This window comes from Streptomyces sp. NPDC002911 (assembly GCF_053591835.1).
Genome location: NZ_JBSFUO010000011.1, coordinates 197,693 through 223,908, shown reverse-complemented (window position 1 = coordinate 223,908; position 26,216 = coordinate 197,693). Strand labels below are relative to the sequence as shown.

The following is a 26,216-nucleotide window of genomic DNA, read 5'->3' as shown; positions in this document are numbered from 1 at the left end:
AGAATGGTGTGCACAGTCCGGGAAGTCCGCGCGCTCATACCGTCCGGCGCCGTCGCAGGGGCGACAGCAGCCGGTCCAGCGCCACGAGAACGCCCTCCACCACCAGGGCCAGCAGGGCGACCAGCACGGCGCCCGCGAAGACCTGCGCGGTGTCGTAGGTGTTGAATCCGGCGGTGATGATCCGGCCCAGGCCTCCGAGGCCTACCATCGCCGCGATCGAAGCGGTGGCGACCACCTGGACGGCGGCGGACCGGAGGCCGCTCATGATCATCGGGTAGGCGAGGGGGAGCTCGACCCGTACGAAGAGCTGCGGGCCGGACATCCCCATGCCCCGCGCGGCCTCCAGCACCGCCCGGTCCACCTCGGTCATCCCGACGTACGCATTGGTCAGCAGCGGGGGCACGGCGAAGAGCACCAGCGCGACCACCGTCGGCAGATAGCCGGAGTCACGCAGGGGCGTCATCATGAAGAGGGCCAGCACCGCGAACACCGGGACCGCGCGGCCCACGTTGGAGATGTTGACGGCGAGCCCGCCCCCCTTGCCCACGTGCCCGAGGTACAGCGCGACCGGCAGGGCTATGACGCAGGCCGCCGCGAGGGCGATCCCGCTGACGTACAGGTGCTCGGCCAGCCGGTGTGCCGCCCCGCCGTCCCCCGACCAGTTGGCGCCGGTGGTGAGCCAGGCCCACGCTTCCCCGATGACTCCCATGGATCAGACCGCTTCCGTCTTCGCGATGCCCGCCTCCGCTGGCTTCCGTATCCGGGCCCAAGGCGTGAGCAGACGCTGCACCCCGAGCAGCAGCAGATCCGCGGCCACCGCGAGCAGTACGCAGAGCACGGAGGCGGTGAGCACCTGGGCCTTGAAGAAGCTGGGCAGCGCGTCCTCGATGAGATTGCCGAGGCCGCCCTTGCCGACGAGCGAGCCGACCGTGGTCAGGGCGACGGTCGACACCGTCGCGATCCGCAGTCCGGCCATCAGCGCGGGCAGCGCGAGGGGGAGTTCGACCTCCCAGAGGAGCCGGGCGGGTCCGTAGCCCATGCCCTTCGCGGCGTCCCTGGCCTCCTGCGGAACCGCTTCCAGACCCGCCAGGATGTTGCGTACGAGGACGGTCAGCGAATAGAGCACCAGGCCGGTGACCACGAGCGCCGCGGACAGCCCGAAGAGCGGCAGCAGCAGCGAGAACATCGCCAGCGACGGCACGGTGTAGAGCACGGTGGTCAGGCCCAGCACCGGGCCCGCGAAATGCCGGCCCCGGCGCGCGAGCAGCGCGAGCGGAAACGCCACCGCGAGACCTATCAGCACGGACACCGCCGTGATCCAGATGTGCTGGACGGTCGCCTCGGTCAACTCCTGGCTGCGGGAGCGCAGATACTCTCCGCAGATCCAGTCGTTCGCCACCAGGCAGTTCTGCTCGGACATCCGCCCCCACCTCCTGTTTGCCCTCGTGATGCCACCCCGGGTCCGGTCCCGAGTGACCCTATCCCCGACCACTGACAATCGCCGAGGCTGTCGTATTCCGGCAACATGGCCTTCACACAACCCGCGTCACAATGGGGAATCATGATCCGTTTCGAGCACGTCACCAAGCGGTACGCGGACGGCACCACCGCCGTCGACGACCTTTCCTTCGAGGTCGCCGAGGGTGAACTGGTCACGCTTGTCGGGCCTTCCGGCTGCGGCAAGACGACCACCATGAAAATGGTGAACCGTCTGACCGAACCGACCGACGGCCGGATTTTCCTCGACGGGGACGACATATCCACCATCGACCCGGTCCGGCTCCGCCGCCGGATCGGTTATGTGATCCAGCAGGTGGGTCTCTTCCCGCACAAAACGGTCCTGGAGAACACGGCAACCGTTCCCCATCTCCTCGGCTGGGGGCGGGAAAAGGGCAGGAAGCGCGCAGCCGAACTGCTCGATCTCGTCGGACTGGATCCTTCCGTTCATGGCGGCCGCTATCCCGAGCAGCTTTCCGGCGGTCAGCGTCAACGGGTCGGCGTGGCACGGGCCCTGGCCGCCGATCCGCCGGTCCTGCTGATGGACGAACCTTTCGGCGCCGTCGATCCGGTCGTACGGGAAAGGCTGCAGAACGAATTCCTGAAACTGCAGGCACAGGTCCGTAAGACCGTGCTGTTCGTCACCCATGACATCGAGGAAGCCGTCCGGCTCGGCGACCGGATCGCCGTGTACGGGCAAGGCAGCATCGAGCAGTTCGACACCCCGGCCACGGTCCTCGGGGCCCCGGCGACGCCGTACGTCGCCGACTTCGTCGGGGCGGACCGGGGTCTGAAGCGGCTCTCGGTGACCCCCATCGAGGAGAGCGACCTGGACCAGCCGCCGGTCGTCCATCTCGACGATCCGCTGGCGGCGGCGACCGAGCGGCTGCGGGCCGACGGGGCACGCTGGGCGGTCGTCCTCGACGGGCGGGACAATCTGCACGGCTGGATCCCGGCGGGCGGCGGGGCGGCGACGGTCGAGGGCACGGTCCGTGAGCACGCGCGCCGCATGGAGGCGTGGCTGCCGCTCGGCGCGCCGCTCAAGCAGGCCTTCGCGACGATGCTGCAGCACGACGCGGGCTGGATCGCGGTCATCGACAAGGAGGGCACCGGCCGTTTCCTGGGCGTCCTCACCCCGGCCCGACTCCACGAGGCCCTGCGCCGCTCGATCGACGCGGACGCACAGGACCTGCCACGCGCCGAGGTCGCCGTGGAGACCGTGGCGGGCGCCGGCTCCCTCTGAGCGGGGCCTTCGCCACGCTCAGGGGTGTGTACGGCCCGACCGCCCCCTTCGCCGACACGGCCTAGGCTGGTCGCATGAGTACGTTGCGAGGGCGCGGCACGGTCCGGGGTCTGCCGGAGTGGGACCGCTGTGCGGTCATGGGAGTCGTCAATGTGACGCCCGACTCCTTCTCCGACGGCGGCCGCTGGTTCGACACCACTGCGGCGATCAAGCACGGCCTCGAACTGGTGGCCGAAGGTGCGGATCTGGTCGATGTGGGGGGTGAGTCGACCCGCCCGGGCGCGAGCAGGGTGGACGAGGCCGAGGAACTGCGGCGGGTGCTCCCCGTGGTGCGGGGACTGGCCTCCGAAGGCGTCACCCTCTCCGTGGACACCATGCGGGCCCGTGTCGCCGAGCAGTCCGTCGCCGCCGGTGCGGCCTTGGTCAACGACGTGAGCGGCGGCCTCGCGGACCCGGGCATGATCCCGGTCGTCGCAGCCGCCGGAGTGCCGTTCGTCGTCATGCACTGGCGCGGTTTCAGCGAGTCGATGAACAGCCGCGCGGTGTACGCGGACGTCGTCGGCGAAGTCGTCGCGGAGCTGCGCGAGCGCATGGAGGCGGTGATCGAGGGCGGTGTCGACCCGGAGAAGCTGGTGATCGACCCTGGGCTCGGTTTCGCCAAGGACGCCGCCCAGGACCTCGCGCTGATCGCGCACCTCGACCGGCTGCGGGACCTGGGCAGGCCCCTGCTCGTCGCCGCCTCCCGCAAGCGGTTCCTCGGCCGTGTCCTGGCAGGCGAGGACGCCACCCCGCCGCCCGCCCGCGAGCGGGACGCCGCGACGGCCGCGATCTCCGCCCTCTCGGCCGACGCGGGCGCCTGGGCGGTCCGGGTGCACGCGGTACGGCCCACGGCGGACGCTGTGCGGGTCGCCCGCGCCGTCGAGGGGGCCGCATGAGCGCCCCGCGCGACGAGCACGAGGAGGCCGCCGCCGACATCGCGGCGGTCGAGCAGGCCAACACCGCCTTCTACGAGGCGATGGAACGCGGCGATTTCGAGGCGCTCTCGGGCCTGTGGCTGCCCGGGGAGGACCTCACCGTCTCCTGCGTCCACCCGGGCTGGCCTGTGCTCACGGGCCGTGGCGAGGTGCTGCGGAGCTACGCGCTGATCATGGCGAACACCGAGTACATCCAGTTCTTCCTGACCGATGTCGGGGTGTCCATGACCGGCGACACCGCCCTGGTGAGCTGCACCGAGAACATCCTCAGCGGCGGCCCCGCGGAGGAGGGCGCCGCACTGGGGCCGCTCGTCGGGCAGCTCGTCGTCGCCACCAACGTGTTCCGGCGCACACCGGACGGCTGGAAGCTCTGGTCCCACCACGGCTCCCCCGTACTGGCCGAAACCGGTGAGGAAGAGGACGAGGAGCCGACCGTCTGAGCGGGCGGAGCGGCCCGGAGGGATTGGGCCCCCTGATCACGGGGTATACGCGGCTACCAACCCCCTGACGGGCCGGTCCGTGCCCCCGCGGGCGGTCGCTGTCGGTGCTCGCGGGTAGATTCGAAAGATGGCACTCCACCGCCCGCACGCGGCCGGGTGCCTCCAGAGACGACGAACAGCAGGAGTGATTCGCGTGGATCGTGTCGCGCTGCGCGGCCTCAAGGCCCGTGGGCACCACGGTGTCTTCCCCAAGGAACGGGAAGAGGGCCAGACCTTCATCGTGGACCTGGTGCTCGGCCTCGACACCCGCCCCGCGGCAGCCACGGACGACCTGTCGAAGACCGTTCACTACGGCGTGGTCGCGGAAGAGGTCGTCGATGTCGTAAGGGGTGAGCCGGTCGATCTGATCGAGACCCTCGCGGAACGCATCGCACAGAAGTGCCTCAAGCACGAAGGGGTCGAGGAGGTCGAGGTCGTCGTCCACAAGCCGGATGCCCCGATCAGCGTCCCCTTCGACGACGTGACCATCACCATCATCCGGAGCCGAGCATGACTGCATTTTCCACCGAGGGGCAGAGCGACCCGACCGTACAGCCGGTTCCCGCCGCCGTGGTCGAGCAGGTCGACGCGGCAGACGTCACCCTCTCCAACCCCAAACGGGCCGTGATCTCCCTCGGCTCCAACCTCGGCAACCGGCTGGAGACGCTCCAGGGCGCCATCGACGCCCTGGAAGACACCCCCGGCCTTCGGGTCAAAGCGGTCTCCCCGGTCTACGAGACGGAGCCCTGGGGCGTCGACCCCGGCTCCCAGCCGTCGTATTTCAACGCGGTGATCGTCGTGAAGACGACCCTGCCCCCCTCATCCCTGCTGGAGCGCGGCCAGGCCATCGAGGAGGCCTTCGACCGGGTCCGCGACGAGCGCTGGGGACCGCGCACCATCGACGTCGACATCGTGTCGTACGCCGACGTGGTCTCCGACGACCCCCTGCTGACCCTCCCGCACCCGCGCGCCCGCGAGCGCGCCTTCGTCCTCGCCCCCTGGCACGACGTGGAACCGGACGCCCAACTGCCCGGCGTCGGCCCGGTGGCCGGTCTGCTGGCCGACGTCGGCCGCGCCGGAGTGCTCCCCCGGCCCGACCTGGAACTTCGTCTGCCCGAGTAGTCGTTAGGCTCAAGGACGACCGCCTGCGGGCGAACGACACAGGGCAACGGCGACGAAGGGCGGCACCTCGGTGAAGCAACTACGGCTCGGGCTACTGGCCGGCCTCTTCGCCGGAGCCGGCGTGCTGTCCTGGGGCGGATCCCGCCTCTGGGACTCTCTGGGGACCCTGCCGAGCGTGCCGCTCGCCGCCCCCGTCGTACTGGCTGTGATCGCCGTCGTCCTGCTGGCCACAGCCCTGTCGATCCGGGCACGGCTGCGCGCCCAGCGGGAGCGGCGTCCGGGGGCGAAAGGCGTGGAGCCGATGATGGCGGCGCGCGCCGTGGTCTTCGGCCAGGCGAGTGCGCTCGTCGTCGCTCTGATCGCGGGGATGTACGGCGGCACGGGCGTCTTCCTGCTCGGCTCCCTCGACGTCCCGCCCCGACGCGATCAGGCCATCTACGCAGGCTTCGCCGTCCTGGCCGGCATCGCGGTCGTCGCCGCCGCCGTCTTCCTGGAGCGTGTCTGCAAGCTCCCGGACGACGGGGACGACAAGAGGAACACGGCCCAGGCCGCCTGAGGCCCTCGTGTAGAGCCTCGGACCCGCCGGTCCTGCTAGGACACCGGGTTCTCGATCAGGGTGACCCGGTTGCCGTCGGGGTCGTGGACGGCGGCGAACCGCACCCCACGAGAACCGGGCTGGGTCTCACCCGCCTCGATCCCCCGGTCCGCGAGGTCCGAGAGCGCCTCGTCCAGATCATCGACCACCAGATTCACCAGCGTTCCGCCGACCTGCTCAGGCGACTCGAAGACCTGAAGCCAGGCGTACGGGGAGATGTGCCAGTCGGCCAGCCCGTCCATGGGACGCGCGTCGGCCGGGCGGCCGAGAAGCCGCTCGTACCACTCCACCGCCGGATCGATGGCCATCACCGGCGCTACGGCGAGCACATGGGTGAACGGCATGGGGAACTCCTCTCCTGGTGGATCCGACCGTTCGGGCACTCCCCTACGGTCGACTCCCCTGGCCGCGCCAACTCATCGCTGCCGCGCCGTTCCGCCCGTTCCAGGCCTTCTCGGCCCGTCCCCGTCCTTCTCAGCGCGCCATGATGAGGCTCATCGCCTCCGCTCGGGTGGCCGGGTCGCGCAGCTGCCCCCGGACCGCGGACGTGATCGTCTTGGCCCCGGGCTTGCGGATGCCCCGCATTGACATGCACATGTGCTCGCACTCGACCACGACGATCGCCCCGCGCGGCTCCAGGATCGCCATCAGGGAGTCCGCGATCTGCGTGGTGAGCCGCTCCTGGACCTGCGGCCGCCTGGCATAGACGTCGACCAGCCGGGCCAGCTTCGACAGCCCCGTGATCTTGCCGCTCGTCGCAGGGATGTAGCCGACGTGCGCGACACCGTGGAAGGGCACCAGGTGGTGCTCACAGGTGCTGAACACCTCGATGTCCTTGACCAGCACCATCTCGTCGTGGCCGAGGTCGAACGTCGTCGTCAGGACGTCCTCGGGCTCCTGATGGAGTCCCGCGAATATCTCCTTGTACGCACGTGCCACACGGCCCGGGGTCTCGAGCAGACCTTCACGGTCCGGGTCCTCCCCGACCGCGATGAGGAGCTCCCGTACGGCGGCTTCGGCCCGCTTCTCGTCGAATACGCCGATCGAACCCTGCCCGTCCAGCGTCACCGGGTCGGTCATCTGTGCCTCGTTCCTCTGTGCAAGTCGCAAGCGCAGGCCTGCCCGGACCTCACAGAAAAGGCGGCCTTGCGCATGCATACGAAAAAGCCGCGCCCCCACAGGCTAGAACCTGGGGGACGCGGCATCCATTCCGGGCCTGGTGGAGGCCCCGTGACAGGGGACACACCGGGTCGGGCAGGGGCTAGCTCTCGGGGCGGTCCTCCGGGAGGGCCGCCGTGGAGGTGCCGGTGTTCTTCGACGTGATGTCCGTCGGGGCGATCTCCGGGGTGGCCGAACCATTGGCAGAGCCGTTGGTCAGGGCCAGCTCCTTGGGAGAGAGCACGGGCGGACGCGTCGACGGGGTACGCCGGGCGGAACCGGTCCATGCCGGGCGAGCCGGACGCTTCACGATCGGGGCGAAGATCTCGGCGATCTGTTCCTTGCCGAGCGTCTCCTTCTCGAGGAGCTCCAGGACGAGGGCGTCGAGGATGTCGCGGTTCTCTACGAGGATTTCCCACGCGTCGTTGTGCGCGGTCTCGATGAGTTTCTTGACCTCTTCGTCGACGAGCGCCGCGACCTCTTCCGAGTAGTCGCGCTGGTGGCCCATCTCCCGGCCCACGAACGGCTCGGTGTTGTCTCCACCGAACTTGATCGCACCGAGGCGCTCCGTCATGCCGTACTGCGTGACCATCGCGCGGGCCGTGGCGGTGGCCTTCTCGATGTCGTTCGCAGCACCGGTCGTCGGGTCGTGGAAGACCAGCTCCTCGGCCGCGCGCCCGCCGAGCATGTACGCCAGCTGGTCGAGCATCTCGTTGCGCGTCGTGGAGTACTTGTCCTCTTCCGGGAGCACCATCGTGTAACCGAGGGCACGGCCGCGGGAGAGGATCGTGATCTTGTGGACCGGGTCCGACTGGGGTGAGGCCGCCGCGACCAGGGCATGTCCGCCCTCGTGGTACGCGGTGATCTTCTTTTCCTTCTCGGACATGATCCGGGTCCGCTTCTGCGGGCCCGCCACGACGCGGTCGATGGCCTCGTCGAGCATGTAGTTGTCGATCAGCTTCTTGTTGCTGCGCGCCGTGAGGAGCGCCGCTTCGTTCAGCACGTTCGACAGGTCGGCACCGGTGAAGCCGGGCGTACGACGGGCGACCGCGTTGAGGTCGACGTCCTCCGCGACCGGCTTGCCCTTCTGGTGCACCTTGAGGATCTCGAGGCGGCCCTGCATGTCCGGCCGGTCGACGGCGATCTGCCGGTCGAAGCGTCCCGGGCGCAGCAGCGCCGGGTCAAGGATGTCCGGCCGGTTCGTGGCGGCGATCAGGATGACGCCGCCCTTCACGTCGAAGCCGTCCATCTCCACGAGCAGCTGGTTGAGCGTCTGTTCGCGCTCGTCGTGACCGCCGCCCATGCCGGCACCGCGGTGCCGTCCGACGGCGTCGATCTCGTCGACGAAGACGATCGCCGGAGCGTTCGCCTTGGCCTGCTCGAAGAGGTCACGGACACGGGAGGCACCGACACCGACGAACATCTCGACGAAGTCGGAACCGGAGATCGAGTAGAACGGGACGCCCGCTTCGCCGGCGACGGCGCGAGCGAGCAGCGTCTTACCCGTACCGGGCGGCCCGTACAGCAGGACGCCCTTGGGGATCTTGGCGCCGACGGCCTGGAACTTCGCCGGCTCCTGGAGGAATTCCTTGATCTCGTACAGTTCCTCGACGGCCTCGTCCGACCCCGCCACATCGGCGAACGTCGTCTTCGGCGTGTCCTTGGTGATCAGCTTGGCCTTGGACTTGCCGAACTGCATGACCTTGGAGCCGCCGCCCTGCATCTGATTCATCAGAAACAGGAACACGACCACGATCAGGACGAAGGGCAGCAGAGAGAGAAGGATCGAGACGAACGGGGACTGCTTCGACGGCGAGACGGTGTAACCCTTCTCGATGTCACCGCTCTCGAACTTCTTCTGCAGGGTGTCGGCAAGCTCGACACCCTGGTTGCCGATGTAGCTCGCCTGGAACTTGCTGCCGGACTCGCCTTCGAGCTTCTGCTTGTCCTTCAGCTCGATCTTCAGGATCTGTTCGTCACCGGTGGTCAGCTTGGCCTGTTCCACCTGGTTCTTGCTGATCGCCTGGATCACCTTGCCGGTGTCCACCGTCTTGTAGCCGCCGGACGAGCCGACGACCTGCATCAGCACGACCACGGCGAGGACGGCCAGCACGATCCACATGACCGGCCCACGGAAGTATCGCTTCACGTCCATCCATACGGAGCGAAGACGCCCCGTCCCTCCTGCCCGTAGGTAAATGCTGCTGTGAGAAAAGACTGTTCTTCGGACGGTACCCCAGCATTGTCACCCGTGACCGCCCGGGAGGTCCGACAAACCCCTCTTCGAAGGCTCCAACGGCCCGAACGCCACGAGGGTTCCCGGGAGTCCGGCCCGGTTCGGCCGGGTGCCGCCGGGGCGGCCGCCTCAGCCGCCGTAGACGTGGGGGGCGAGCGTACCGACGAAGGGGAGGTTGCGGTACTTCTCCGCGTAGTCCAGTCCGTAGCCCACGACGAACTCGTTGGGGATGTCGAAGCCGACCCACTTCACGTCGATCGCAACCTTCGCGGCGTCCGGCTTGCGGAGCAGCGTGCAGACCTCCAGACTCGCGGGCTCGCGCGAACCGAGGTTGGTCAGCAGCCAGGACAGCGTGAGACCGGAGTCGATGATGTCCTCGACGATCAGGACGTGCTTGCCCTTGATGTCGGTGTCGAGGTCCTTGAGGATCCGGACGACGCCCGAGGACTGGGTTCCCGCGCCGTACGACGAGACGGCCATCCAGTCCATGGTGACGGGGGTGGACAGCGCGCGGGCCAGGTCAGCCATGACCATCACCGCGCCCTTGAGCACGCCGACGATGAGCAGGTCCTTGCCCGCGTGCTCCGCGTCGATCTTCGCTGCCAGCTCGACGAGCTTCGCGTCGATCTCTTCCTTGGTGAGGAGCACCGACTGAAGGTCGGTGCCCATGTCCTTCTCGTTCACCCGCGTCTCTTTCTCTGCCCTGCCGGACCCGGAAGTGTTCCCCGGGCCGGACCGGCGTTTCGCCTGCACTTCAGCCGCTTGCGCTTCAGCTCTGCCGAATCACCAGTCTGCCACCCTGCCGTCGCACCTCGACGCGGCCGGGCAGGTTGATGGCGCCCTGGCCGCGCCAGCCGGTGATGAGCCGGTCGACTTCCTCGACATGGCGGGCGAAGAGCGAACCCGCGGGGGACCCGGCGTCGATCACGGCCCGGCGCAGCACCCGGCGGCGTACCGCCGGCGGCAGGACGGAAAGCTTGGCGCACTCCAGCCGTCCGGCGTCGTCGCGGACCGACCGGGCGGCCTCGGCGGCCCAGGTGTCGAGGGCGTCGGCATCGTCGCGGGAGAGCTGCGCGGTCCGGGCGAGAGCTTCGACGACGCCCTTGCCCAGCGCCTTCTCCAGGGCGGGCAGACCCTCGTGGCGCAGCCGGGAGCGGGTGTAGGAGGGGTCGATGTTGTGGGGGTCGTCCCAGACGGGGATCGACTGCACGAGGCAGGCCTTGCGGGCGGTCTGCCGGTCGAGCTGGAGGAACGGGCGTCGGTAGCGGCCGGCCGGGCCGGAGGCGGCGGCCATCCCGGAGAGCGAGCGGATGCCCGAACCCCGGGCGAGGCCGAGCAGGACGGTCTCGGCCTGGTCGTCGCGGGTGTGGCCGAGCAGCACGGCGACGGCTCCATGGCGCTCCGCCGCGGCGTCCAGGGCTGCGTAGCGGGCATCGCGGGCTGCGGCCTCGGGCCCGCCGTCACGGCCGACCTGTACGGCGACGGCCTCGACCGGGTCGAGCTCCATCCCGGCGAGGCGGGAGACGACCTCGTCGGCGCGGAGTCCGGAGCCGGGCTGAAGATTGTGGTCGACGGTGATTCCACCGGCGCGGACAGGGAGCTTGCGTGACTCGAAGGCGAGGGCGGAGGCGAGAGCCATGGAGTCGGCGCCCCCGGAGCACGCGACGAGCACCAGCGGGGTGCCGGGCCCTTCGGGAAGCGCGGCGCGCCGCGCGCCCGCCCCTGCCTCGGCGAACGCGGCGCGTCCGGCCCGTTCGGTGTGACGGTTGTATTCGGCGACGACGTCGTGGAGTACGCGGCGGACCGCCAGGCGTATCGCCGCGACCGCAGGATGGGGACCCATGTCCGGTGCCCTTCGGGTGGAGTTCTGGGGGGGGTGCCTCGGTGTGCACGGGACGGAGCCCCGTCACTCAGAGTGCGTCGATGGTGACAGAGACAAGCTGTTCATCGAGCATCGCACGCCTTCCCATGCCCTTATGGTCCCTCGGATGGGTGATTGGAGAGGCAATCTCCTGCCGTCGGGACGGCCAAGATCACGAATCCGCCTTACGGTGCACCCGTGCCACCCAGTCCGCCGGTGAGGCGATCTCGGCCTTGCTGGGAAGGGTGTTGGGCGAGGTCCACACCCGGTTGAAACCGTCGATGCCGACCTCGTCCACCACGGCCCGGACGAACTTCTCGCCGTCGCGGTACTGCCGCAGCTTCGCGTCGAGCCCCAGTAGCTTGCGCAGCGCCAGGTCCAGCCGGCTCGCGCCGCGCGCCCTGCGCTGCTGGAACTTCTCCCGGATCTCGGCGACGGAGGCCACCACGTCGGGGCCCACCCCGTCCATCACGAAGTCCGCGTGCCCCTCGAGCAGGGACATCACGGCGGTGAGGCGGCCCAGGATCTCGCGCTGGGAGGGCGTCTGGACGATCTCGACGAGGCTGCGCCCGCGGTCGTCACCCTCCTCACCCTGTTCGCCTTCGGGGCGGCTGCCTCCGGAGAAGGCCTGCGCGGCCTCACGGAGGCGTTCGAGCACGGTCATCGGGTCGACGTCGGTCTCGTCGAGGAAGGACTGGATCTCGCCCTGCAGATGGTCGCGGAGCCAGGGCACACCGGTGAACTGGGTACGGTGCGTCTCCTCGTGGAGGGACACCCAGAGCCTGAAGTCGTGGGGGTCGACCTCCAGTTCGCGTTCGACATGGACGATGTTGGGCGCGACCAGGAGGAGCCTGCCACCCCCCTTGGAGGACGCGGGAAGCTCCCGGGTGGCCGGGGCGAAGGTCTCGTACTGCCCGAGGACCCGGGAAGCCAGGAAGGACAGCAGCATGCCCAGTTCGACGCCGGTCACCTTGCCGCCGACCGCGCCGAGCACGGCATTGCCCGGACCGCTGCCCCGGCGGTCCTGCATCTTCCCGAGCAGTGGACGCAGCAGCTCGCGGAAGCCCGCGACATTGGCCCTGATCCAGCCCGCCCGGTCGACGACGAGGACCGGGGTGTCCTCGGGTTCGTGCCCTTCCGGGATCATCCGGGTGAACGAACGGACGTGCTCCTCCGAGGCCTTGGCATGCCGACGGAGCTCCGCGACGACGGCGCGGGCCTCCTCGCGGCTGATCTCGGGACCCGGCCTCACGAACCGGGTCGCAGTCGCGACCGCGAGATTCCAGTCGACCATCTCGGCTCCACCGATGCTCGTCATGCGTCAACCGTACGTGAGGTGGGCGCTCCGTGGTGGGGTGTCAGCCGCTCACCGGGTGCCGTCGACGAGGGCGGTGGCCAGGGTGTCGAGCGAGGCTTCCGCCTCGCCCGGGGATGTGGTGCCCGAAGCCAGGAAGGCGAAGGCGAGCAGGCGGCCCTGTGCGTCGACCGCGGTTCCGGCCAGGCTGTTCACCCCGGTGAGGGTGCCCGTCTTGGCCCTGATCAGGCCGGTCGCCGGGGACGTCGCCGTGTAACGGTCGCCGAGCGTGCCGCTGAATCCGGCGACGGGGAGACCGGTGAGTACCGGACGGAGTTCAGGGTGGTCCGGTCCGGCGGCGAGCGCGAGCAACTGGGCCAGGAGCCCTGCCGTCACCTTGTCCGCGCGGTCGAGACCGCTGCCGTCGGCCAGGTGGGCGCCGGTCAGTGGCAGGCCGAGCGCCTTCAGCTGGGCGGTCACGGCCCGACGGCTCCCGGCGAAGGAGGCCGGCTGCCCGGCCTTCAGCGCGGTCTGCCGGGCCAGGGCCTCGGCGATGTCGTTGTCGCTGTTGGTCAGGGCCCGTTCGACCAAGGCGGAGAGCGGCTTCGACAGGTGTGTCGCCACCGTACGGGACCCGGCCGGGGTCCGCCCGGGCATGGGAACGGCCCGGGCCTCGACACCGGCGTCGTCGAGAAGGTCCGCGAAGGCGCGCGCGGCGTCACCCGCGGGATCCCCGGTTCGGGGGGCCGGCCCCCGGTCGCTCTTGTCGAGGCGGCCCTCGTCGACCATGAGCGCGCTGACGGGCGCGATGTTCTCGTTGGGGCCGATGGGGTGGAGCGCCGGACCCGAGTAGCGCGAGGTGTCGTACGCCAGCCGCAGAGCCCCGGTGCCGGCGTCGCGCAGGGAGCGCGCAGTGTCGGCCGCCAGGGCGCGCAGGGCCGCCTTGTCCAGGGTGGGGTCGCCGCCGCCGACAAGGGTGAGCGTCCGGAAGTCCGGAGACAGGGTGACCGTCGTCGCAATGCGGTGGGTGGGGCCGAGCGCGGAGAGCGCGGCAGCGGCCGTGGCGATCTTCACCGTGGACGCGGGAGTCATGGGGTCCGCCGCGCCCCGTGCGTACAGCTGCTTGCCGGTGGCCGTGTCGACGACCACGGCGGTGCGTACGGCACCGAGTGCGGGCGCGTCCAGCAGGGGATCGAGGGCGGTCTCCAGGCTGCTCGCGCCCGCCGGGGCCCTGAGGCCGGCCGTGCCGCCGAGGGTGCCCAGGACGGCGGGTGCGCTGGAGGCGGGCTCCGGGCCGTCGGGCGCGGTCCCTTCGTGATGTGCGCCACCTGCGCGCTGGTGGACGGCTACCTGGTCCCGCTCGGCCTTACGCTGACCGGAGTCCCAGGGACCGGCGGCCAGGACGGCACCGGCGGCGACCACCAGGCCGAGCATCGCGGAGCCTGCGACGAGCCGGAGGTCGTCCCGTCCGTTCCCGCGCTCCAGGTACTTCGGGGCTTTCCACTTGCCCCACCTGTTCAACGGGTCGTCCGTCGGTCTCTCCACCGGCTCGGCCACCGTTGACCAGCCCCTTTCGCGAGCACTCATCTGCGTGAGGGACACTTAACCACCAGTCGTAAGTGTTGATCATGGAGGAGCCACCCGTGGAGTTCGACGTCACCATCGAGATCCCGAAGGGTTCGCGGAACAAGTACGAGGTGGACCACGAGACCGGTCGGATCCGCCTGGACCGTCGACTCTTCACCTCGACCAGCTACCCGGCCGACTACGGCTTCGTAGAGAACACCCTCGGCGAGGACGGCGATCCGCTGGACGCGCTGGTCATCCTGGACGAGCCGACCTTCCCCGGCTGCCTCATCAAGTGCCGCGCGATCGGCATGTTCCGGATGACGGACGAAGCCGGCGGCGACGACAAGCTGCTGTGCGTCCCGGCGTCCGACCCCCGGGTGGAGCACCTGCGCGACATCCACCACGTGTCGGAGTTCGACCGCCTGGAGATCCAGCACTTCTTCGAGGTCTACAAGGACCTGGAGCCCGGCAAGTCCGTCGAGGGCGCCGACTGGGTCGGCCGTGCCGAGGCCGAGGCCGAGATCGAGGCCTCCTACAAGCGCCTCGAGGCACAGGGCGGCAAGCACTGACGTAACCCCTCCGGCTTCCGCTTACGGGCGGGAACGGCGCGGATCGCGGCGCATGGGCCGACCGACCCTGCTGACCGCACGGACAACGGGCGGCGCACCTTCACGGTGCGCCGCCCGCTGCGTGTGGCGGCTCATGTCCGTGCCCATACTGGGCAGAAGCGCTCCCGTAACGAGCGGTCGAGGAGGAACGAGGTCGAGTGGTGGCGGAACAGGGCGGTCCCGAGGACCAGAAGCCCCAGTCCGACGAGGCACACAGCGCCTTCGTCCCGCCGACCGGTGTGGAGCAGTCGGCGGCTCCGTCCGAGGACGACCATCCGACGTCGGAATTCGCCCTTCCGGCCGGTCTGCACACCGAGCCGTCGGCACCTTCGGGCTCCGGTCCCGGTTCCGTTTCCGTTTCCGGCCCGGGAGCCGACGTCCTCGCCTCAGCCTTCGTCCCGCCGAGCGGGTACAACTCCCAGCAGCAACCGCCCGCGTTCACTCCCGCGCACGGCATCCCGATGGTCCGGCTGACGAAGGAGGCCCCCTGGCAGGACCGGATGCGCACGATGCTGCGCATGCCGGTGACGGAGCGCCCGGCGCCGGAGAGCGTGCAGCGGACGGACGACTCGGGCCCCGCCGTACCGCGCGTGCTCGACCTGACGCTGCGTATCGGGGAGCTGCTCCTCGCGGGCGGCGAGGGTGCGGAGGACGTCGAAGCCGCCATGTTCGCGGTGACGCGTTCGTACGGGCTCGACCGCAGCGAGCCGACGGTCACCTTCACCCTGCTGTCCATCTCGTACCAGCCGTCGCTGGTCGACGACCCCGTGACGGCGAGCCGCACCGTACGCCGCCGGGGCACCGACTACACCCGGCTGGCGGCCGTCTTCCGGCTGATCGACGACATCACCACGGCGGAACATGTCGAGGTCTCGCTGGAGGAGGCCTACCGGCGCCTGGCCGAGATCCGCCGTAACCGGCACCCGTACCCCGGCTGGGTGCTGACGGCCGCCGCCGGTCTGCTCGCCGGCTCAGCTTCGGTGCTGGTCGGCGGTGGCGTGCTCGTCTTCATAGTGGCGGCGGCGGGCGCGATGCTCGGCGACCGGCTGGCCTGGCTCTGCGCCGGGCGCGGGCTGCCCGAATTCTACCAGTTCACGGTCGCGGCCATGCCTCCGGCGGCCATGGGCATCGCGCTGACCCTGACCCACTCGACGGACGTTCGGCCCTCCGCGGTGATCACCGGTGGGCTGTTCGCGCTGCTGCCCGGGCGGGCCCTCGTCGCCGGGGTGCAGGACGGTCTGACCGGTTACTACATCACCGCGGGGGCCCGGCTCCTGGAGGTCATGTACTTCTTCATCGGCATCGTGGCCGGCGTGCTGCTGATGCTCTATCTGGGCGTCCAGCTCGGCGCCGCGCTCAACCCGGAGGAGCGCTTCGTGCCCAACGACCGGCCGGTGCTCCAGATCCTGGCCTCGATGACCCTCACCCTGGCCTTCGCGATCCTGCTCCAGCAGGAGCGCTCCACCGTGCTCGCGGTGACCCTCAACGGGGGCGTGGCCTGGGTCATCTACGGGGCGATGGCCCGCGAGGGCGGTATCTCGCCAGTGGCTGCGACGGCGGTCGCGGCCGGGCTGGTGGGGCTGTTCGGCCAGCTGTTCTCGCGCTACCACTACAGCTCGTCGCTGCCCTACATCACGGCCGCGATCGGCCCTCTGCTGCCTGGTTCGGCGACGTACTTCGGTCTGCTGGGCGTCGCGCAGAACGAGGTGGACACCGGGCTCACCTCGCTCTCCACGGCGGTCGCCACGGCCCTGGCGATCGCCATCGGGGTCAACCTGGGAAGCGAGATCTCAAGGCTGTTCATGCGGGTACCGGGAGCGGTCGAGGGCGCGTCCCGCCGCGCGGCCAAACGGACCCGCGGCTTCTGACGGCCTCCGGCACAGGAACGGCGCCCCGGCCCCTCGGCGAAGTGCAGGGGACCGGGGCGCCATCGGTGTGTGCGCGGGCGGGTCAGCGCCTGTTCTGCCGGCCGTACTGACCCGGGTCGTCCTCCTGGCCGTCGCCCGGACCGGCCGCGGGCCGGTCACCGTAAGGGGCGCCGCCTTCGGCGTACGGGCCGGGCCGGGCACCGCCGTACCGGCCGTCGTGTGCGCCGTTGTACGGGGCGGCCTGGCCGCCGTACTGCCCGCCCTGGCCGGTGCCGTTCTGGGCGCCCTGGCCCGCGACGCCGTACTGATCCGCCTGACCGTTGCCGTACTGACCGCCCTGACCGGCGGCGTACTGGCCCTGGTCCGCGGCGCCGTACTGCCCGCCCTGGCCGGTGCCGTACTGGCCCTGGCCGTCACCGTACTGACCGCCTTGCCCGTTGCCGTACTGGGCGCCACCCTGGGGGCTGCCGTACTGGGCGCTGCCGTACTGGACGCCGCCCTGGGGGCTGCCGTACTGGGCGCCGCCCTGGGGGCTGCCGTACTGGGCGCCGCCGTACTGGTTGCCCTGTGCAGCGCCGTACTGCGCGGCGCTCTGCTGACCACCCTGGCCGCCGTACTGGCCCGGCTGACCGGTGCCGTACTGGCCCGGCTGACCGGTGCCGTACTGGCCCGGCTGACCGCCGTACTGACCCGGCTGACCGGTGCCGTACCCGCCGCCGTCGTACTGAGCGCCCTGGTCCGTGCCGTACGTGCTCCCGTACCGGCCCGCGTCGTACGGGGCTGCCTGGTCGCCGGTGTACTGCTGGGCGGCAGGGCCCTGGCCGTCGTCGCCCGCTCCGCCGTGGGAACCCGCTGCCGGGCCGCCGTCCGAGGGACCGTGGTCGCCCCCCTGCTGCGCGGCGCCTGCCTTCTTCGACTTGCTACGGGCCCGCAGGAACTCGATCACGATCGGCAGCACGGAGATCAGCACGATCAGGAGGAGGATCATCTCGATGTTCGCGTGCACGAAGTCGATCTTGCCGAGAGCAGCGCCGAGCACCGTCACCCCGACGCCCCAGAGGATGCCGCCGATGATGTTGAACGTGATGAACGAGCGGTAGTCCATCCGGCTCACACCGGCGATGATCGGCGTGAACGTGCGGACGACGGGCACGAAGCGGGCCAGCACCAGCGACTTCGGGCCGTACTTCTCGAAGAATTCGTGGGCCTTCTCGACGTTCTCCTGCTTGAAGAGGCGGGAGTCCGGGCGCTTGAAAAGGGACGGCCCCACCTTACGGCCGAAGAGATAGCCGACCTGGTCGCCGATGATCGCCGCCAGGGTGATCAGAAAGCAGACCAGCCACAGGGGGTACTTGAGGTCCCCCGTGGTCACCAGAAGGCCGGTGGTGAACAGCAGTGAGTCACCGGGCAGGAAGAAGCCGATCAGCAGACCGGACTCGGCGAACACGATGAGCAGGAGGCCGGGCAGCCCAAAGGTGTTGAGCAGATAATCCGGGTCCAGCCAGCTCGGGCCGAGCGCAAGCGTATTCAAGGGTCCGGGCTCCAGTATTGGTCGGTGTGCGCGGCTGCGTGGCCGCCCCAAGCTATCAACGCTGCGGCGGATGCCTGGGTTCCACTGGCGTAAGCAAGGATGCGCGCGGAACGAACCGGGGCAAAGCTTTCCGCAGGGCCGCCTCACGCGCTTTGCTGACCACGGCGGCGGGCAGCCGTGATCAACCGGCCCGGAGCAGCACCTCCCGCACCGCCCCTCTCCTGTCCCGGAGGTCCTCGCATGACCACGTCCGTCAACGTCGCCGTCATCTACTACTCCTCCACCGGCACCATCTCCACGATCGCCAGGGCCCTCGCGAAGGACGCCGAGAACGCCGGTGCGCGGGTACGCCTGCGAAAAGCCGCCGAACTCGCCCCGCGGGCGGCTGTCAACTCCAACCCGGCCTGGGCCGAGCACGCCGAGGCGACCGCCGGCATCCCCGATGTCTCGCCGGACGACATGCTCTGGGCCGACGCGGTGATCTTCGGTACGCCCACCCGGTACGGCAATGTCGCCGCCCAGCTCAAGCAGTTCCTCGACACGCTGGGAGGCCTCTGGCAGGCGGGGCGGCTCGCCGACAAGGTCTACACCGGCTTCACCGCCAGCAGCACCACCCATGGCGGTCAGGAGTCCACGCTGCTGGCGCTGTACAACACGATCTACCACTTCGGCGGCATCCTGGTCCCGCCCGGCTACACGGACCCCTCGAAGTTCGTCGACGGCAATCCGTACGGCACCTCCCATGTCTCGGGGCAGGGCGACATCCCGGTCGCCGAGCAGACCCTCACCGCCGCGCGCGTCCAGGCCGAGCGCGTCGTCAAATTCACCCGGGCCATCAAGGCCGGACTCGCGGCCGAGAACTGAGGGGACCTTCCATGCCGCTCCACAAGGGTTCGCACGGCAAGGCAGCTCCGTCCGAAGAGCACCGCAGGCTCGCCCTGAACCCGTTCTTCGGGGAGGCCGATCCGACCGCGCCGATGGTCGCGGCGCCGTCTACGCACCGCCTCCCTGACGGCCCGCTGCCGCCCTCGACCGCCTACCGGCTCGTCCATGACGAGCTGATGCTCGACGGGAACTCCCGGCTCAATCTCGCGACCTTCGTCACCACCTGGATGGAACCCCAGGCCGGTGTGCTGATGGGTGAGTGCCGGGACAAGAACATGATCGACAAGGACGAGTACCCGCGCACCGCCGAGCTGGAGCGTCGCTGCGTGGCGATGCTCGCCGACCTCTGGAACGCCCCCGACCCGGTGTCCACGGTCGGCTGCTCGACCACGGGCTCCAGCGAGGCCTGCATGCTGGCGGGGATGGCGCTGAAGCGCCGCTGGTCCGCCAGGAACGCCGACCGCTATCCGGCGTCCGCCCGGCCCAATCTGGTGATGGGCGTCAATGTGCAGGTCTGCTGGGACAAATTCTGCACGTTCTGGGAGGTGGAGCCCCGCCAGGTCCCGATGGAGGGCGAACGTTTCCATCTGGACCCGCAGGCGGCCGCCGAACTGTGCGACGAGAACACCATCGGCGTGGTCGGGATCCTCGGCTCCACCTTCGACGGTTCGTACGAGCCGATCGCCGAACTCTGCGCTGCGCTGGACGATCTCCAGGAACGCACCGGCCTCGACATCCCTGTCCATGTGGACGGAGCGTCCGGGGCGATGGTGGCACCGTTCCTCGACGAGGACCTGGTGTGGGACTTCCGACTGCCCCGGGTGTCCTCGATCAACACCTCCGGACACAAGTACGGTCTGGTCTACCCGGGTGTGGGCTGGGCGCTGTGGCGTTCACCGGCCGAGCTCCCGGAGGAGCTGGTCTTCCGGGTCAACTACCTGGGCGGCGACATGCCGACGTTCGCACTGAACTTCTCCCGGCCCGGCGCGCAGGTGGTGGCGCAGTACTACACGTTCCTGCGGCTGGGCCGGGAAGGCTACCGGGCCGTGCAGCAGGCGTCCCGGGACATCGCGCGACGGCTCGCCACGGAATTCGAGACCCTGGGCGACTTCAGGCCGCTGACCCGGGGCGACGAACTTCCGGTGTTCGCGGTGACGACGAAACCCGAGGTGCGGGCGTACGACGTCTTCGACGTGTCGAGGCGGCTGCGGGAGCGCGGCTGGCTGGTACCTGCCTACACCTTCCCCGCCAACCGCCAGGACCTGTCGGTGCTGCGCGTCGTCTGCCGGAACGGCTTCTCCTCGGATCTCGCGGAGCTGCTGCTGGACGACCTGAGCGGGCTCCTGCCCGAACTGCGTGCCCAGCAGCACCCGCTGTACCGGGACCCTGGAGCGCGGACCGCCTTCCACCACTGACGGGCCGCGCGGGGGTTCAGCGGCTGAGCCGTGCGAACCTCCGTACCGCCAGGGGGAAGAACACCGCGAGCAGCACCACCGGCCAGACCACCGCGAGCAGTTCGGCGTGTTCGGCGGCCCAGGAGTCCGAGCCCCCGCCCGGGTTGCCGAACAGGCCGCGTACCGCCGTGGCCGTGGCCGACATCGGATTCCACTCGACGGCCGCGCCCAGCCAGCCCGGCATCGAATCCGGCGACGCGAAGACGTTGGAGAGGAAGCCCACCGGCCAGACCAGGATCTGCACGGCCTGCACCATCTCCGGCCTGCCCGCCACCATCGCGAGCTGGATGCCGATCCACAGCATCGCGAACCGCAACAGGAGCAGCAGCCCCAGCGCGGCCAGGGCGGCGGCCGTGCCGTTGTGCCAGCGCCAGCCGAGGACGTACCCGACTCCGGTCATCACGGCGAGCGCGGCCACCGACTGGAGCATGTCGGCGGCGCTCCGCCCGACCAGGACCGCGCCCGACACCATCGGCATGGAACGGAACCGGTCGATGACGCCCTTGTTCAGGTCCTGGGTGACGGCCAGCATCGTGCCCTCCAGGCCGAAGGCCATGGTGAGCGCGAGCATGCCGGGCACCAGGTACTCGGTGTTGTCCCCGTCGACCCCGCTGCCGCCGCCCACCATGTAGTTGAACATCAGGAGCAGCATCACCGGGAAGGCCAGACCGACGACCACCTGGACCGGCTGCCGCGACCAATGCGCCAGTTCGCGCCGGGTCATCGTCCATGAGTCGGTAAGCGCCCAGCCGATGCGTCCCGGTCCCGCCGTCGCCGTACTCATGCCGCCGCCTCCGTGTCCATGGGGACGTGCGCCCCGCCGCCAGCTCCGGTGAGGGACAGGAACACCTCGTCCAGCGTGGGGCGGCGCACCGCGATGTCCTCCGCCTCGATGCCCGCCTCCTCCAGCGCCCGCACGGCCCGTGCCAGGGCCTGCATGCGGTCGGGGGCGGGTGCGCGGAGCAGCCGCCGGTCCGCGTCCGCCCTCACCCCCTCGCCGAGCAGCCCGGCCGCCTCGCCGAGCCGGTCCCCATCACGGACGACCACGTCGACACGGTCACCACCGACCATCGCCTTGAGCCCGTCGGCCGTACCCTCCGCGATGACCCGGCCATCGTCGATCACCGAGATCCGGTCGGCCAGCTGGTCCGCCTCCTCCAGATACTGCGTGGTCAGCAGGACGGTGGTGCCCCCGGCGGCCAGGGACCGGACGGCGCTCCACACCTCGGCCCGTCCCCGCGGGTCGAGTCCGGTCGTCGGCTCGTCCAGGAAGAGCACCTCCGGGTCCGTGATCAGGGACGCGGCCAGGTCGAGGCGACGGCGCATGCCCCCGCTGTACCGCTTGACCGCCTTGCGCCCGGTGTCCATGAGCCCGAACCGCTCCAGCAGCTCGTCGGCCCGCAGGCCCGCCCTGCGTGCACCCAGGTGGTGCAGCCGGCCGAACATCTCCAGGTTCTGCCGACCGCCGAGCTCCTCGTCGACCGCGGCATGCTGCCCGAGCAGCCCGATCCGCCGCCTGACCTCGGCGGCCTCGGACCACACGTCGAACCCCGCCACCTCGACCCTGCCCTCGTCGTGCCGCAGCAGGGTCGTCAGCACCCGTACGGCGGTGGTCTTGCCCGCCCCGTTGGGGCCGAGTACCCCATGGACGGTGCCGCTGCGGACGACGAGGTCGAGTCCGTCCAGGGCGCGTTTCACTCCGTACCGCTTGTGCACTCCTTCGACGACGATCGCGTCGCTCACGGTGCCCACCAGCTCCCTCGAATCCAAGTAGTCAAACTTGACTACAAAGGGAAGGTAAGCCCGTCGAGACCATTCGTCAAACTTGATCAGTCGGAATCTCCGGGGTCGGTGGCCCCGGTGGCGTACGGATTGTCCTGCCCCTCGGCGAGCACCCCGACGAAGGGATCGCCCTCACCCGAGAAGGTGTACGCGCCCGCTTCGATGCGCGCGATCAGGCCGCGGGTCCACTCGGCGCCCGCGTCCGCCGAGTGGACCCACATGTGCATGATCTCGCCGATGTGCCCGAGCGACTCCGGGCCGTCCGCGGGCGTGTAGTGCTCCGTGACCGAGGCCCGCCAGCCCTCGATGGCGGCGACGCGCTGCCGCAGGAGCTCCAGCGCCTCGGCCCGCTCCAGGTCGACGATGAACCCGATGCCGGCCGAGAGCACGTCCACACTCTGGTCGTACGAGGTCAGCGCGGCCCGCAGCAGGGTGAAGTACTCCTGGGTGCCGGCGCCTGTGATCTCGTACTCGGTGCGGGGCGGGCCGCCGGCCGTGGACGCGGCGACCTCGTGGGGGATCAGCAGCCCCTGCTTCGCCATCTGCTTGAGTGCGTGGTAGATCGATCCGGGCTTGGCGTTGGACCACTCGTGCGCACCCCAGTACTCCAGGTCGTTGCGCACCTGATAGCCGTGCGCCCGGCCGTGCTGACGCACGGCACCCAGGACCAGGAGACGGATCGCCGACATACCACACACCCTTTGTATTCAACTTTGACTAGGGTAGCCCGCTTCCTCGGCGACCAGATCGAGGGCCTTCTTTCCGTCCACCGCCTCGCGGAGCATGTCGGCATGGCCCGCGTGGCGGCCGATCTCCTCGACGAGATGGACCAGCAGCCAGCGCATGGAACAGCGCTCGTTCTCGGGGAACCAAGGAGCCGGCGGCAGCGGGAAGGTGTCGTTCATGCTGTCGACGTCATCGAGGATGAAGGCCTCGGTCTCCGAAGCGACCTTCACCCAGAACTCGAGCATCCGCGGGACCGTCTCGTCGCCCACGAGCCTGAAGCTGTCGGCCCAGGTCGCCTCGTTCCGCTCCTTCTCGTTCGGACGCTGCTGGGCCATCCTCAGCCAGTTCAGCTCCGTCTCGGCGACGTGCTTGAGCAGTCCTGAGAGGGAGAGTTCGCTGACACCGGGACGGCTCGCGGCCTGCTCCTCGGTGAGACCCAGCACGGAGCGCCTGATCGCGCCGCGCTGCGCCTCGACGAAGGCAAGGAGTGCGCCGCGCTCGTCGCCGGAAACCTCCGCGGGGACGTGGGTGACCATGATGGCTTCCTTCCGTCGGGCGTGCGGACCGGCTGCGTGCCGCGTACCGCCTGCTTGCGCCGTCAACCTACTGACCCAGCAGGTCAGAAGTTGTCCTCGATCCGTCGTGTCAGAAGGAGGAATCAGAAGAAGGCCAGAAGGGGAAAACCGTTCGTCCGTGCTGCACCGAAATCCACTTGCGCGTGGTGAACGCCTCGACGGCGGCCTCGCCGTTCAGCCGCCCCAGGCCGGACCTCTTCTCACCCCCGAACGCGACCGCCGGATCGTCCTGCACGGTCGCGCCGTTGACGTGGAACATGCCGCCCCTGATACGCCGGGCGAACCGCACGCCCCGCTCACCGTCCGCCGTATGGACGGCGCCGCTCAGCCCGTAGGGGCTGGCGTTGACCAGCCGCACCGCGTCGTCCTCACCGTCGAACGGCACGAGCAGCGCCACGGGGCCGAAGATCTCCTGATCCAGCAGCGGTGACCCCTCCGGCAGCCCGGTCAGTACGGTCGGCTCGACGAGATTGCCGCGTGTGCGGCCCCGTACGAGCGCCGTGGCACCGGCCTCGATCGCCCCGTCGACCAGCGCGGTGAGCGCTTCGGCCTGGAAGGCGCTGATGACCGGTCCGATACGGGTGTCCGGGTCCCGCGGATCTCCCGAGGGGAGGGCGGACACCGCCGCGGTGAAGCGCTCGGTGAACTCCTTCTCCACGGAACGGTCCACCAGGATGCGATTGGCGGCCATGCCGACCTGCCCCTGGAACAGGAAGCGGCTGTAGACGGCCGCCCGTACCGCATGGTCGAGGTCGGCGTCCTCCAGTACGACCAGGGCGCTGTTGCCGCTGAGTTCGAGGATGGTCCTCTTGAACAGCCCGGCGGCGACCGCCGCGACGTGGCGGCCGACCCGGTCCGAACCGGTGAACGAGATCACCTTGGGCACGGGGTGCTGGATGAAGGCGTCACCGATCTCGGCACTGTCGGTGATCAGGACGTTGAGGAGTCCCGCGGGCAGCCCCGCGTCCTCGAAGATGCGGGCCACCAGCCCGCCGCCGGCGACCGGGGCGTTCTGATGGGGCTTCACCACGACTGCGTTGCCGAGTGCGAGCGCGGGGGCGACGGTCTTCATCGTCACCAGGAAAGGAAAGTTGAAGGCGCTGATCACGCCGATGACCCCGACGGGCAGCCGGTAGACCCGGTTCTCCTTGCCGTCGGCGACAGAGGGCAGGAGCCGGGCCCCCGGGCGGATCGCCTGCCCGGCGGCCTCACGCAGGAACTCCTGTGCGGCGCGCACCTCGTATTCAGCCTTCGCCAGGGTCCCGCCGAGCTCGTCGATGAGCAGTTCGGTGATTTCGCCGCTGCGTTCCCCGACGAGCCGTACGGCGTTCTCCAGAACGGTCCGCCGCGCATAGGGGCTGACCGCCGCCCATTCCCGCTGCGCGCGTTCGGCCGCCCGGTAGGCAAGGTCGACTTCCGCCGCGGTGGCCACGGTGACGGAGCAGAGTTTTTCGCCGTTATAGGGATTGATATCAATGATGTCCCACGCACCGTTGCCGGTCAGCCACTCGCCGTCGATGTACTGGCGGGCCAGTTCACTGGGGAAGGACATGCAATCCCTTACTGCAGGCGCAGACTCCTGTCGGTTCGTCATCGTACTGGCGAATCACGTCAGTTGAAGGAGTCCCCGGAGAAGATCCCGGCTCTCCTCGGGCCCGGGGCTGTCCTTGTGGAGCCGGTCCATGGCCTTTTCGTACTGGGCGACTTCTTCGGCCTTGTCCAGATAGAGCGCACTTGTCAGCTGCTCCAAATAGACAATGTCCGACAGATCGGATTCCGGGAAACGCAGCATGGTGAATGCCCCGCTCTCACCGGCATGACCGCCGAAGCTGAAGGGCATCACCTGGAGCGTGATATTCGGCTGCTCCGACATATCGATCAGATGCCGCAATTGCGCACGCATCACCTCGCGCCCGCCGTACGGACGACGCAGGGCCGCCTCGTCGAGCACGGCGTGGAAGCGGGGCGCCCGCTCGGAGACGAGCGCCTTCTGCCGTGCCAGTCGCAGCGCGACCCTGCGGTCGATCTCGGCCGCCGGCGCGCCGGGCATACCGCGCAGCACGACGGCATGGGCGTAGGCCTCGGTCTGCAACAGCCCGTGAACGAACTGGACTTCGTAGATCCGGATGAGCGAGGCCGCCCCCTCCAGACCGATATACGTCTGGAACCAGCCGGGCAGCACATCGCCGTAACTGTGCCACCAGCCCGCCACGTTGGCCTCACGTGCCAGGCCGAGGAGCGAATCCCGCTCCGCCTCGTCCGTGACTCCGTACAGCGTGAGCAGGTCCTCGACGTCCCTGGCCTTGAAGCTCACCCGTCCCAACTCCATGCGGCTGATCTTCGATTCGGAGGCGCGGATGGAGTAGCCGGCCGCCTCACGGGTGATGCCGCGCGACTCGCGCAGACGCCTGAGCTGTGAGCCCAGCAGGATGCGCCGCACCACAGAACCACTCGACTCCCCTGCCGACACTGGCTTCCCAACCCTCCCCATCGCTTCCCGTACTCCGGGGTTCCCCCGAACCCCGGAGGCGGATTCTGCCACCAAAACGCTTCAGCCCGTACTCAATCAGTTACAGAGATGGCAAGACTTTCCGAAAGCTTCAGAACTGAGAAGTGGAAGAAATGAGTCTGAACCGGCATGTTTCAGGGCGGACTCCGCACGTGCACGTGCATCTGCCCTTGCATCTGCTCTGCGCATTCGGAACCATGGCTCTCGCGCACCTGCGTGCTCGTTCGTGTTGTGCCGCCGTACCCGCAGT

Annotated in this window: 26 protein-coding genes; 10 read left to right on the top strand and 16 right to left on the bottom strand. The window is 69.6% G+C overall.

All coding sequences use genetic code 11. The features are described from left to right. Positions 1–34: 34 nt before the first annotated feature. Positions 35–709 carry an ABC transporter permease gene (locus ACWD04_RS19445; protein ID WP_451133435.1) on the bottom strand — a complete coding sequence of 225 codons (675 nt, stop codon included), beginning with the start codon at positions 707–709 and terminating at the stop codon, positions 35–37. A 3-nt stretch (positions 710–712) separates the two neighbouring features. Continuing rightward, entirely contained in the window at positions 713–1,420 is a 708-nt protein-coding gene (locus ACWD04_RS19440) for an ABC transporter permease (RefSeq protein WP_451133433.1), read from the bottom strand. A gap of 141 nt (positions 1,421–1,561) precedes the next feature. Here ACWD04_RS19440 and ACWD04_RS19435 point away from each other — a divergent pair, with 141 nt between their 5' ends. The 6 genes from ACWD04_RS19435 to ACWD04_RS19410 all read left to right on the top strand — a co-directional run bounded on the left by ACWD04_RS19435 (position 1,562) and on the right by ACWD04_RS19410 (position 5,871). Further along, positions 1,562–2,740, top strand: a complete 1,179-nt coding sequence (locus tag ACWD04_RS19435; protein ID WP_451133431.1) for an ABC transporter ATP-binding protein — start codon at positions 1,562–1,564, stop codon at positions 2,738–2,740. 74 nt (positions 2,741–2,814) lie between these two features. After that, the gene (folP, locus tag ACWD04_RS19430) at positions 2,815–3,675 is read left to right on the top strand and encodes a dihydropteroate synthase (RefSeq protein WP_451133429.1); all 861 of its coding nucleotides are present in this window, start codon (positions 2,815–2,817) and stop codon (positions 3,673–3,675) included. Beyond that, entirely contained in the window at positions 3,672–4,154 is a 483-nt protein-coding gene (locus tag ACWD04_RS19425) for a nuclear transport factor 2 family protein (RefSeq protein WP_451133427.1), read from the top strand. Before folP ends, ACWD04_RS19425 begins: the two co-directional genes overlap by 4 nt. 193 nt (positions 4,155–4,347) lie before the next feature. After that, a complete protein-coding gene (gene folB / locus ACWD04_RS19420) occupies positions 4,348–4,707 on the top strand; it encodes a dihydroneopterin aldolase (RefSeq protein ID WP_451133425.1) in 360 nt (119 codons plus the stop codon). Next, a complete protein-coding gene (gene folK, locus ACWD04_RS19415) occupies positions 4,704–5,315 on the top strand; it encodes a 2-amino-4-hydroxy-6-hydroxymethyldihydropteridine diphosphokinase (protein ID WP_451133423.1) in 612 nt (203 codons plus the stop codon). Before folB ends, folK begins: the two co-directional genes overlap by 4 nt. Positions 5,316–5,385: 70 nt before the next feature. Then, entirely contained in the window at positions 5,386–5,871 is a 486-nt protein-coding gene (locus ACWD04_RS19410) for a DUF3180 domain-containing protein (RefSeq protein WP_451133421.1), read from the top strand. Positions 5,872–5,906: 35 nt separating this feature from the next. Here ACWD04_RS19410 and ACWD04_RS19405 read toward each other — a convergent pair whose 3' ends face one another. The 7 genes from ACWD04_RS19405 to dacB form a co-directional block, all read right to left on the bottom strand. Beyond that, positions 5,907–6,254 carry a VOC family protein gene (locus ACWD04_RS19405; protein WP_451133419.1) on the bottom strand — a complete coding sequence of 116 codons (348 nt, stop codon included), beginning with the start codon at positions 6,252–6,254 and terminating at the stop codon, positions 5,907–5,909. Between the two features lie 130 nt (positions 6,255–6,384). Then, the gene (folE, locus tag ACWD04_RS19400; protein WP_451133417.1) at positions 6,385–6,990 is read right to left on the bottom strand and encodes a GTP cyclohydrolase I FolE; all 606 of its coding nucleotides are present in this window, start codon (positions 6,988–6,990) and stop codon (positions 6,385–6,387) included. Between the two features lie 181 nt (positions 6,991–7,171). Continuing rightward, a complete protein-coding gene (ftsH, locus tag ACWD04_RS19395; protein WP_451133415.1) occupies positions 7,172–9,223 on the bottom strand; it encodes an ATP-dependent zinc metalloprotease FtsH in 2,052 nt (683 codons plus the stop codon). A gap of 210 nt (positions 9,224–9,433) precedes the next feature. Then, entirely contained in the window at positions 9,434–9,973 is a 540-nt protein-coding gene (gene hpt, locus ACWD04_RS19390) for a hypoxanthine phosphoribosyltransferase (protein WP_451133528.1), read from the bottom strand. 100 nt (positions 9,974–10,073) lie between these two features. Continuing rightward, complete coding sequence (gene tilS / locus ACWD04_RS19385) at positions 10,074–11,147, bottom strand: tRNA lysidine(34) synthetase TilS (RefSeq protein ID WP_451133413.1); 1,074 nt, start codon at positions 11,145–11,147, stop codon at positions 10,074–10,076. Positions 11,148–11,337: 190 nt separating this feature from the next. Next, positions 11,338–12,483, bottom strand: a complete 1,146-nt coding sequence (locus ACWD04_RS19380) for a zinc-dependent metalloprotease (RefSeq protein ID WP_451133411.1) — start codon at positions 12,481–12,483, stop codon at positions 11,338–11,340. 48 nt (positions 12,484–12,531) lie between these two features. Continuing rightward, on the bottom strand, positions 12,532–14,016 hold the full coding sequence (gene dacB, locus ACWD04_RS19375; protein WP_451133526.1) for a D-alanyl-D-alanine carboxypeptidase/D-alanyl-D-alanine endopeptidase: 1,485 nt from the start codon (positions 14,014–14,016) through the stop codon (positions 12,532–12,534). 86 nt (positions 14,017–14,102) lie between these two features. Here dacB and ACWD04_RS19370 point away from each other — a divergent pair, with 86 nt between their 5' ends. Both ACWD04_RS19370 and ACWD04_RS19365 read left to right on the top strand, forming a co-directional pair. Continuing rightward, a complete protein-coding gene (locus ACWD04_RS19370; protein WP_037691000.1) occupies positions 14,103–14,597 on the top strand; it encodes an inorganic diphosphatase in 495 nt (164 codons plus the stop codon). A gap of 197 nt (positions 14,598–14,794) precedes the next feature. After that, the gene (locus ACWD04_RS19365) at positions 14,795–16,504 is read left to right on the top strand and encodes a threonine/serine ThrE exporter family protein (protein ID WP_451133409.1); all 1,710 of its coding nucleotides are present in this window, start codon (positions 14,795–14,797) and stop codon (positions 16,502–16,504) included. Between the two features lie 82 nt (positions 16,505–16,586). On the opposite strand, the gene ACWD04_RS19360 is transcribed toward ACWD04_RS19365, so the two are convergent. Beyond that, complete coding sequence (locus ACWD04_RS19360; RefSeq protein ID WP_451133407.1) at positions 16,587–18,035, bottom strand: DedA family protein; 1,449 nt, start codon at positions 18,033–18,035, stop codon at positions 16,587–16,589. Between the two features lie 240 nt (positions 18,036–18,275). Here ACWD04_RS19360 and wrbA point away from each other — a divergent pair, with 240 nt between their 5' ends. Together wrbA and ACWD04_RS19350 are read left to right on the top strand one after the other, a co-directional pair. After that, positions 18,276–18,899 carry an NAD(P)H:quinone oxidoreductase gene (gene wrbA / locus ACWD04_RS19355; RefSeq protein ID WP_451133405.1) on the top strand — a complete coding sequence of 208 codons (624 nt, stop codon included), beginning with the start codon at positions 18,276–18,278 and terminating at the stop codon, positions 18,897–18,899. Positions 18,900–18,910: 11 nt separating this feature from the next. Then, positions 18,911–20,335 carry a glutamate decarboxylase gene (locus tag ACWD04_RS19350; RefSeq protein ID WP_451133403.1) on the top strand — a complete coding sequence of 475 codons (1,425 nt, stop codon included), beginning with the start codon at positions 18,911–18,913 and terminating at the stop codon, positions 20,333–20,335. 16 nt (positions 20,336–20,351) lie between these two features. On the opposite strand, the gene ACWD04_RS19345 is transcribed toward ACWD04_RS19350, so the two are convergent. The 6 genes from ACWD04_RS19345 to ACWD04_RS19320 form a co-directional block, all read right to left on the bottom strand. Further along, complete coding sequence (locus tag ACWD04_RS19345) at positions 20,352–21,158, bottom strand: ABC transporter permease (protein WP_451133401.1); 807 nt, start codon at positions 21,156–21,158, stop codon at positions 20,352–20,354. Then, positions 21,155–22,117, bottom strand: coding sequence for an ATP-binding cassette domain-containing protein (locus ACWD04_RS19340; protein WP_451133399.1), 963 nt, complete (start codon positions 22,115–22,117; stop codon positions 21,155–21,157). Before ACWD04_RS19340 ends, ACWD04_RS19345 begins: the two co-directional genes overlap by 4 nt. An 86-nt stretch (positions 22,118–22,203) precedes the next feature. Then, complete coding sequence (locus ACWD04_RS19335; protein ID WP_451133397.1) at positions 22,204–22,845, bottom strand: PadR family transcriptional regulator; 642 nt, start codon at positions 22,843–22,845, stop codon at positions 22,204–22,206. 18 nt (positions 22,846–22,863) lie between these two features. Beyond that, positions 22,864–23,418: a DinB family protein gene (locus ACWD04_RS19330; protein WP_451133395.1), complete on the bottom strand. Its 555-nt coding sequence runs from the start codon at positions 23,416–23,418 to the stop codon at positions 22,864–22,866. A gap of 109 nt (positions 23,419–23,527) precedes the next feature. After that, on the bottom strand, positions 23,528–25,009 hold the full coding sequence (locus tag ACWD04_RS19325; RefSeq protein WP_451133393.1) for an aldehyde dehydrogenase family protein: 1,482 nt from the start codon (positions 25,007–25,009) through the stop codon (positions 23,528–23,530). Between the two features lie 54 nt (positions 25,010–25,063). Then, positions 25,064–25,948, bottom strand: coding sequence for a helix-turn-helix domain-containing protein (locus ACWD04_RS19320; RefSeq protein ID WP_451133391.1), 885 nt, complete (start codon positions 25,946–25,948; stop codon positions 25,064–25,066). Between the last annotated feature and the right edge of the window lie 268 nt (positions 25,949–26,216).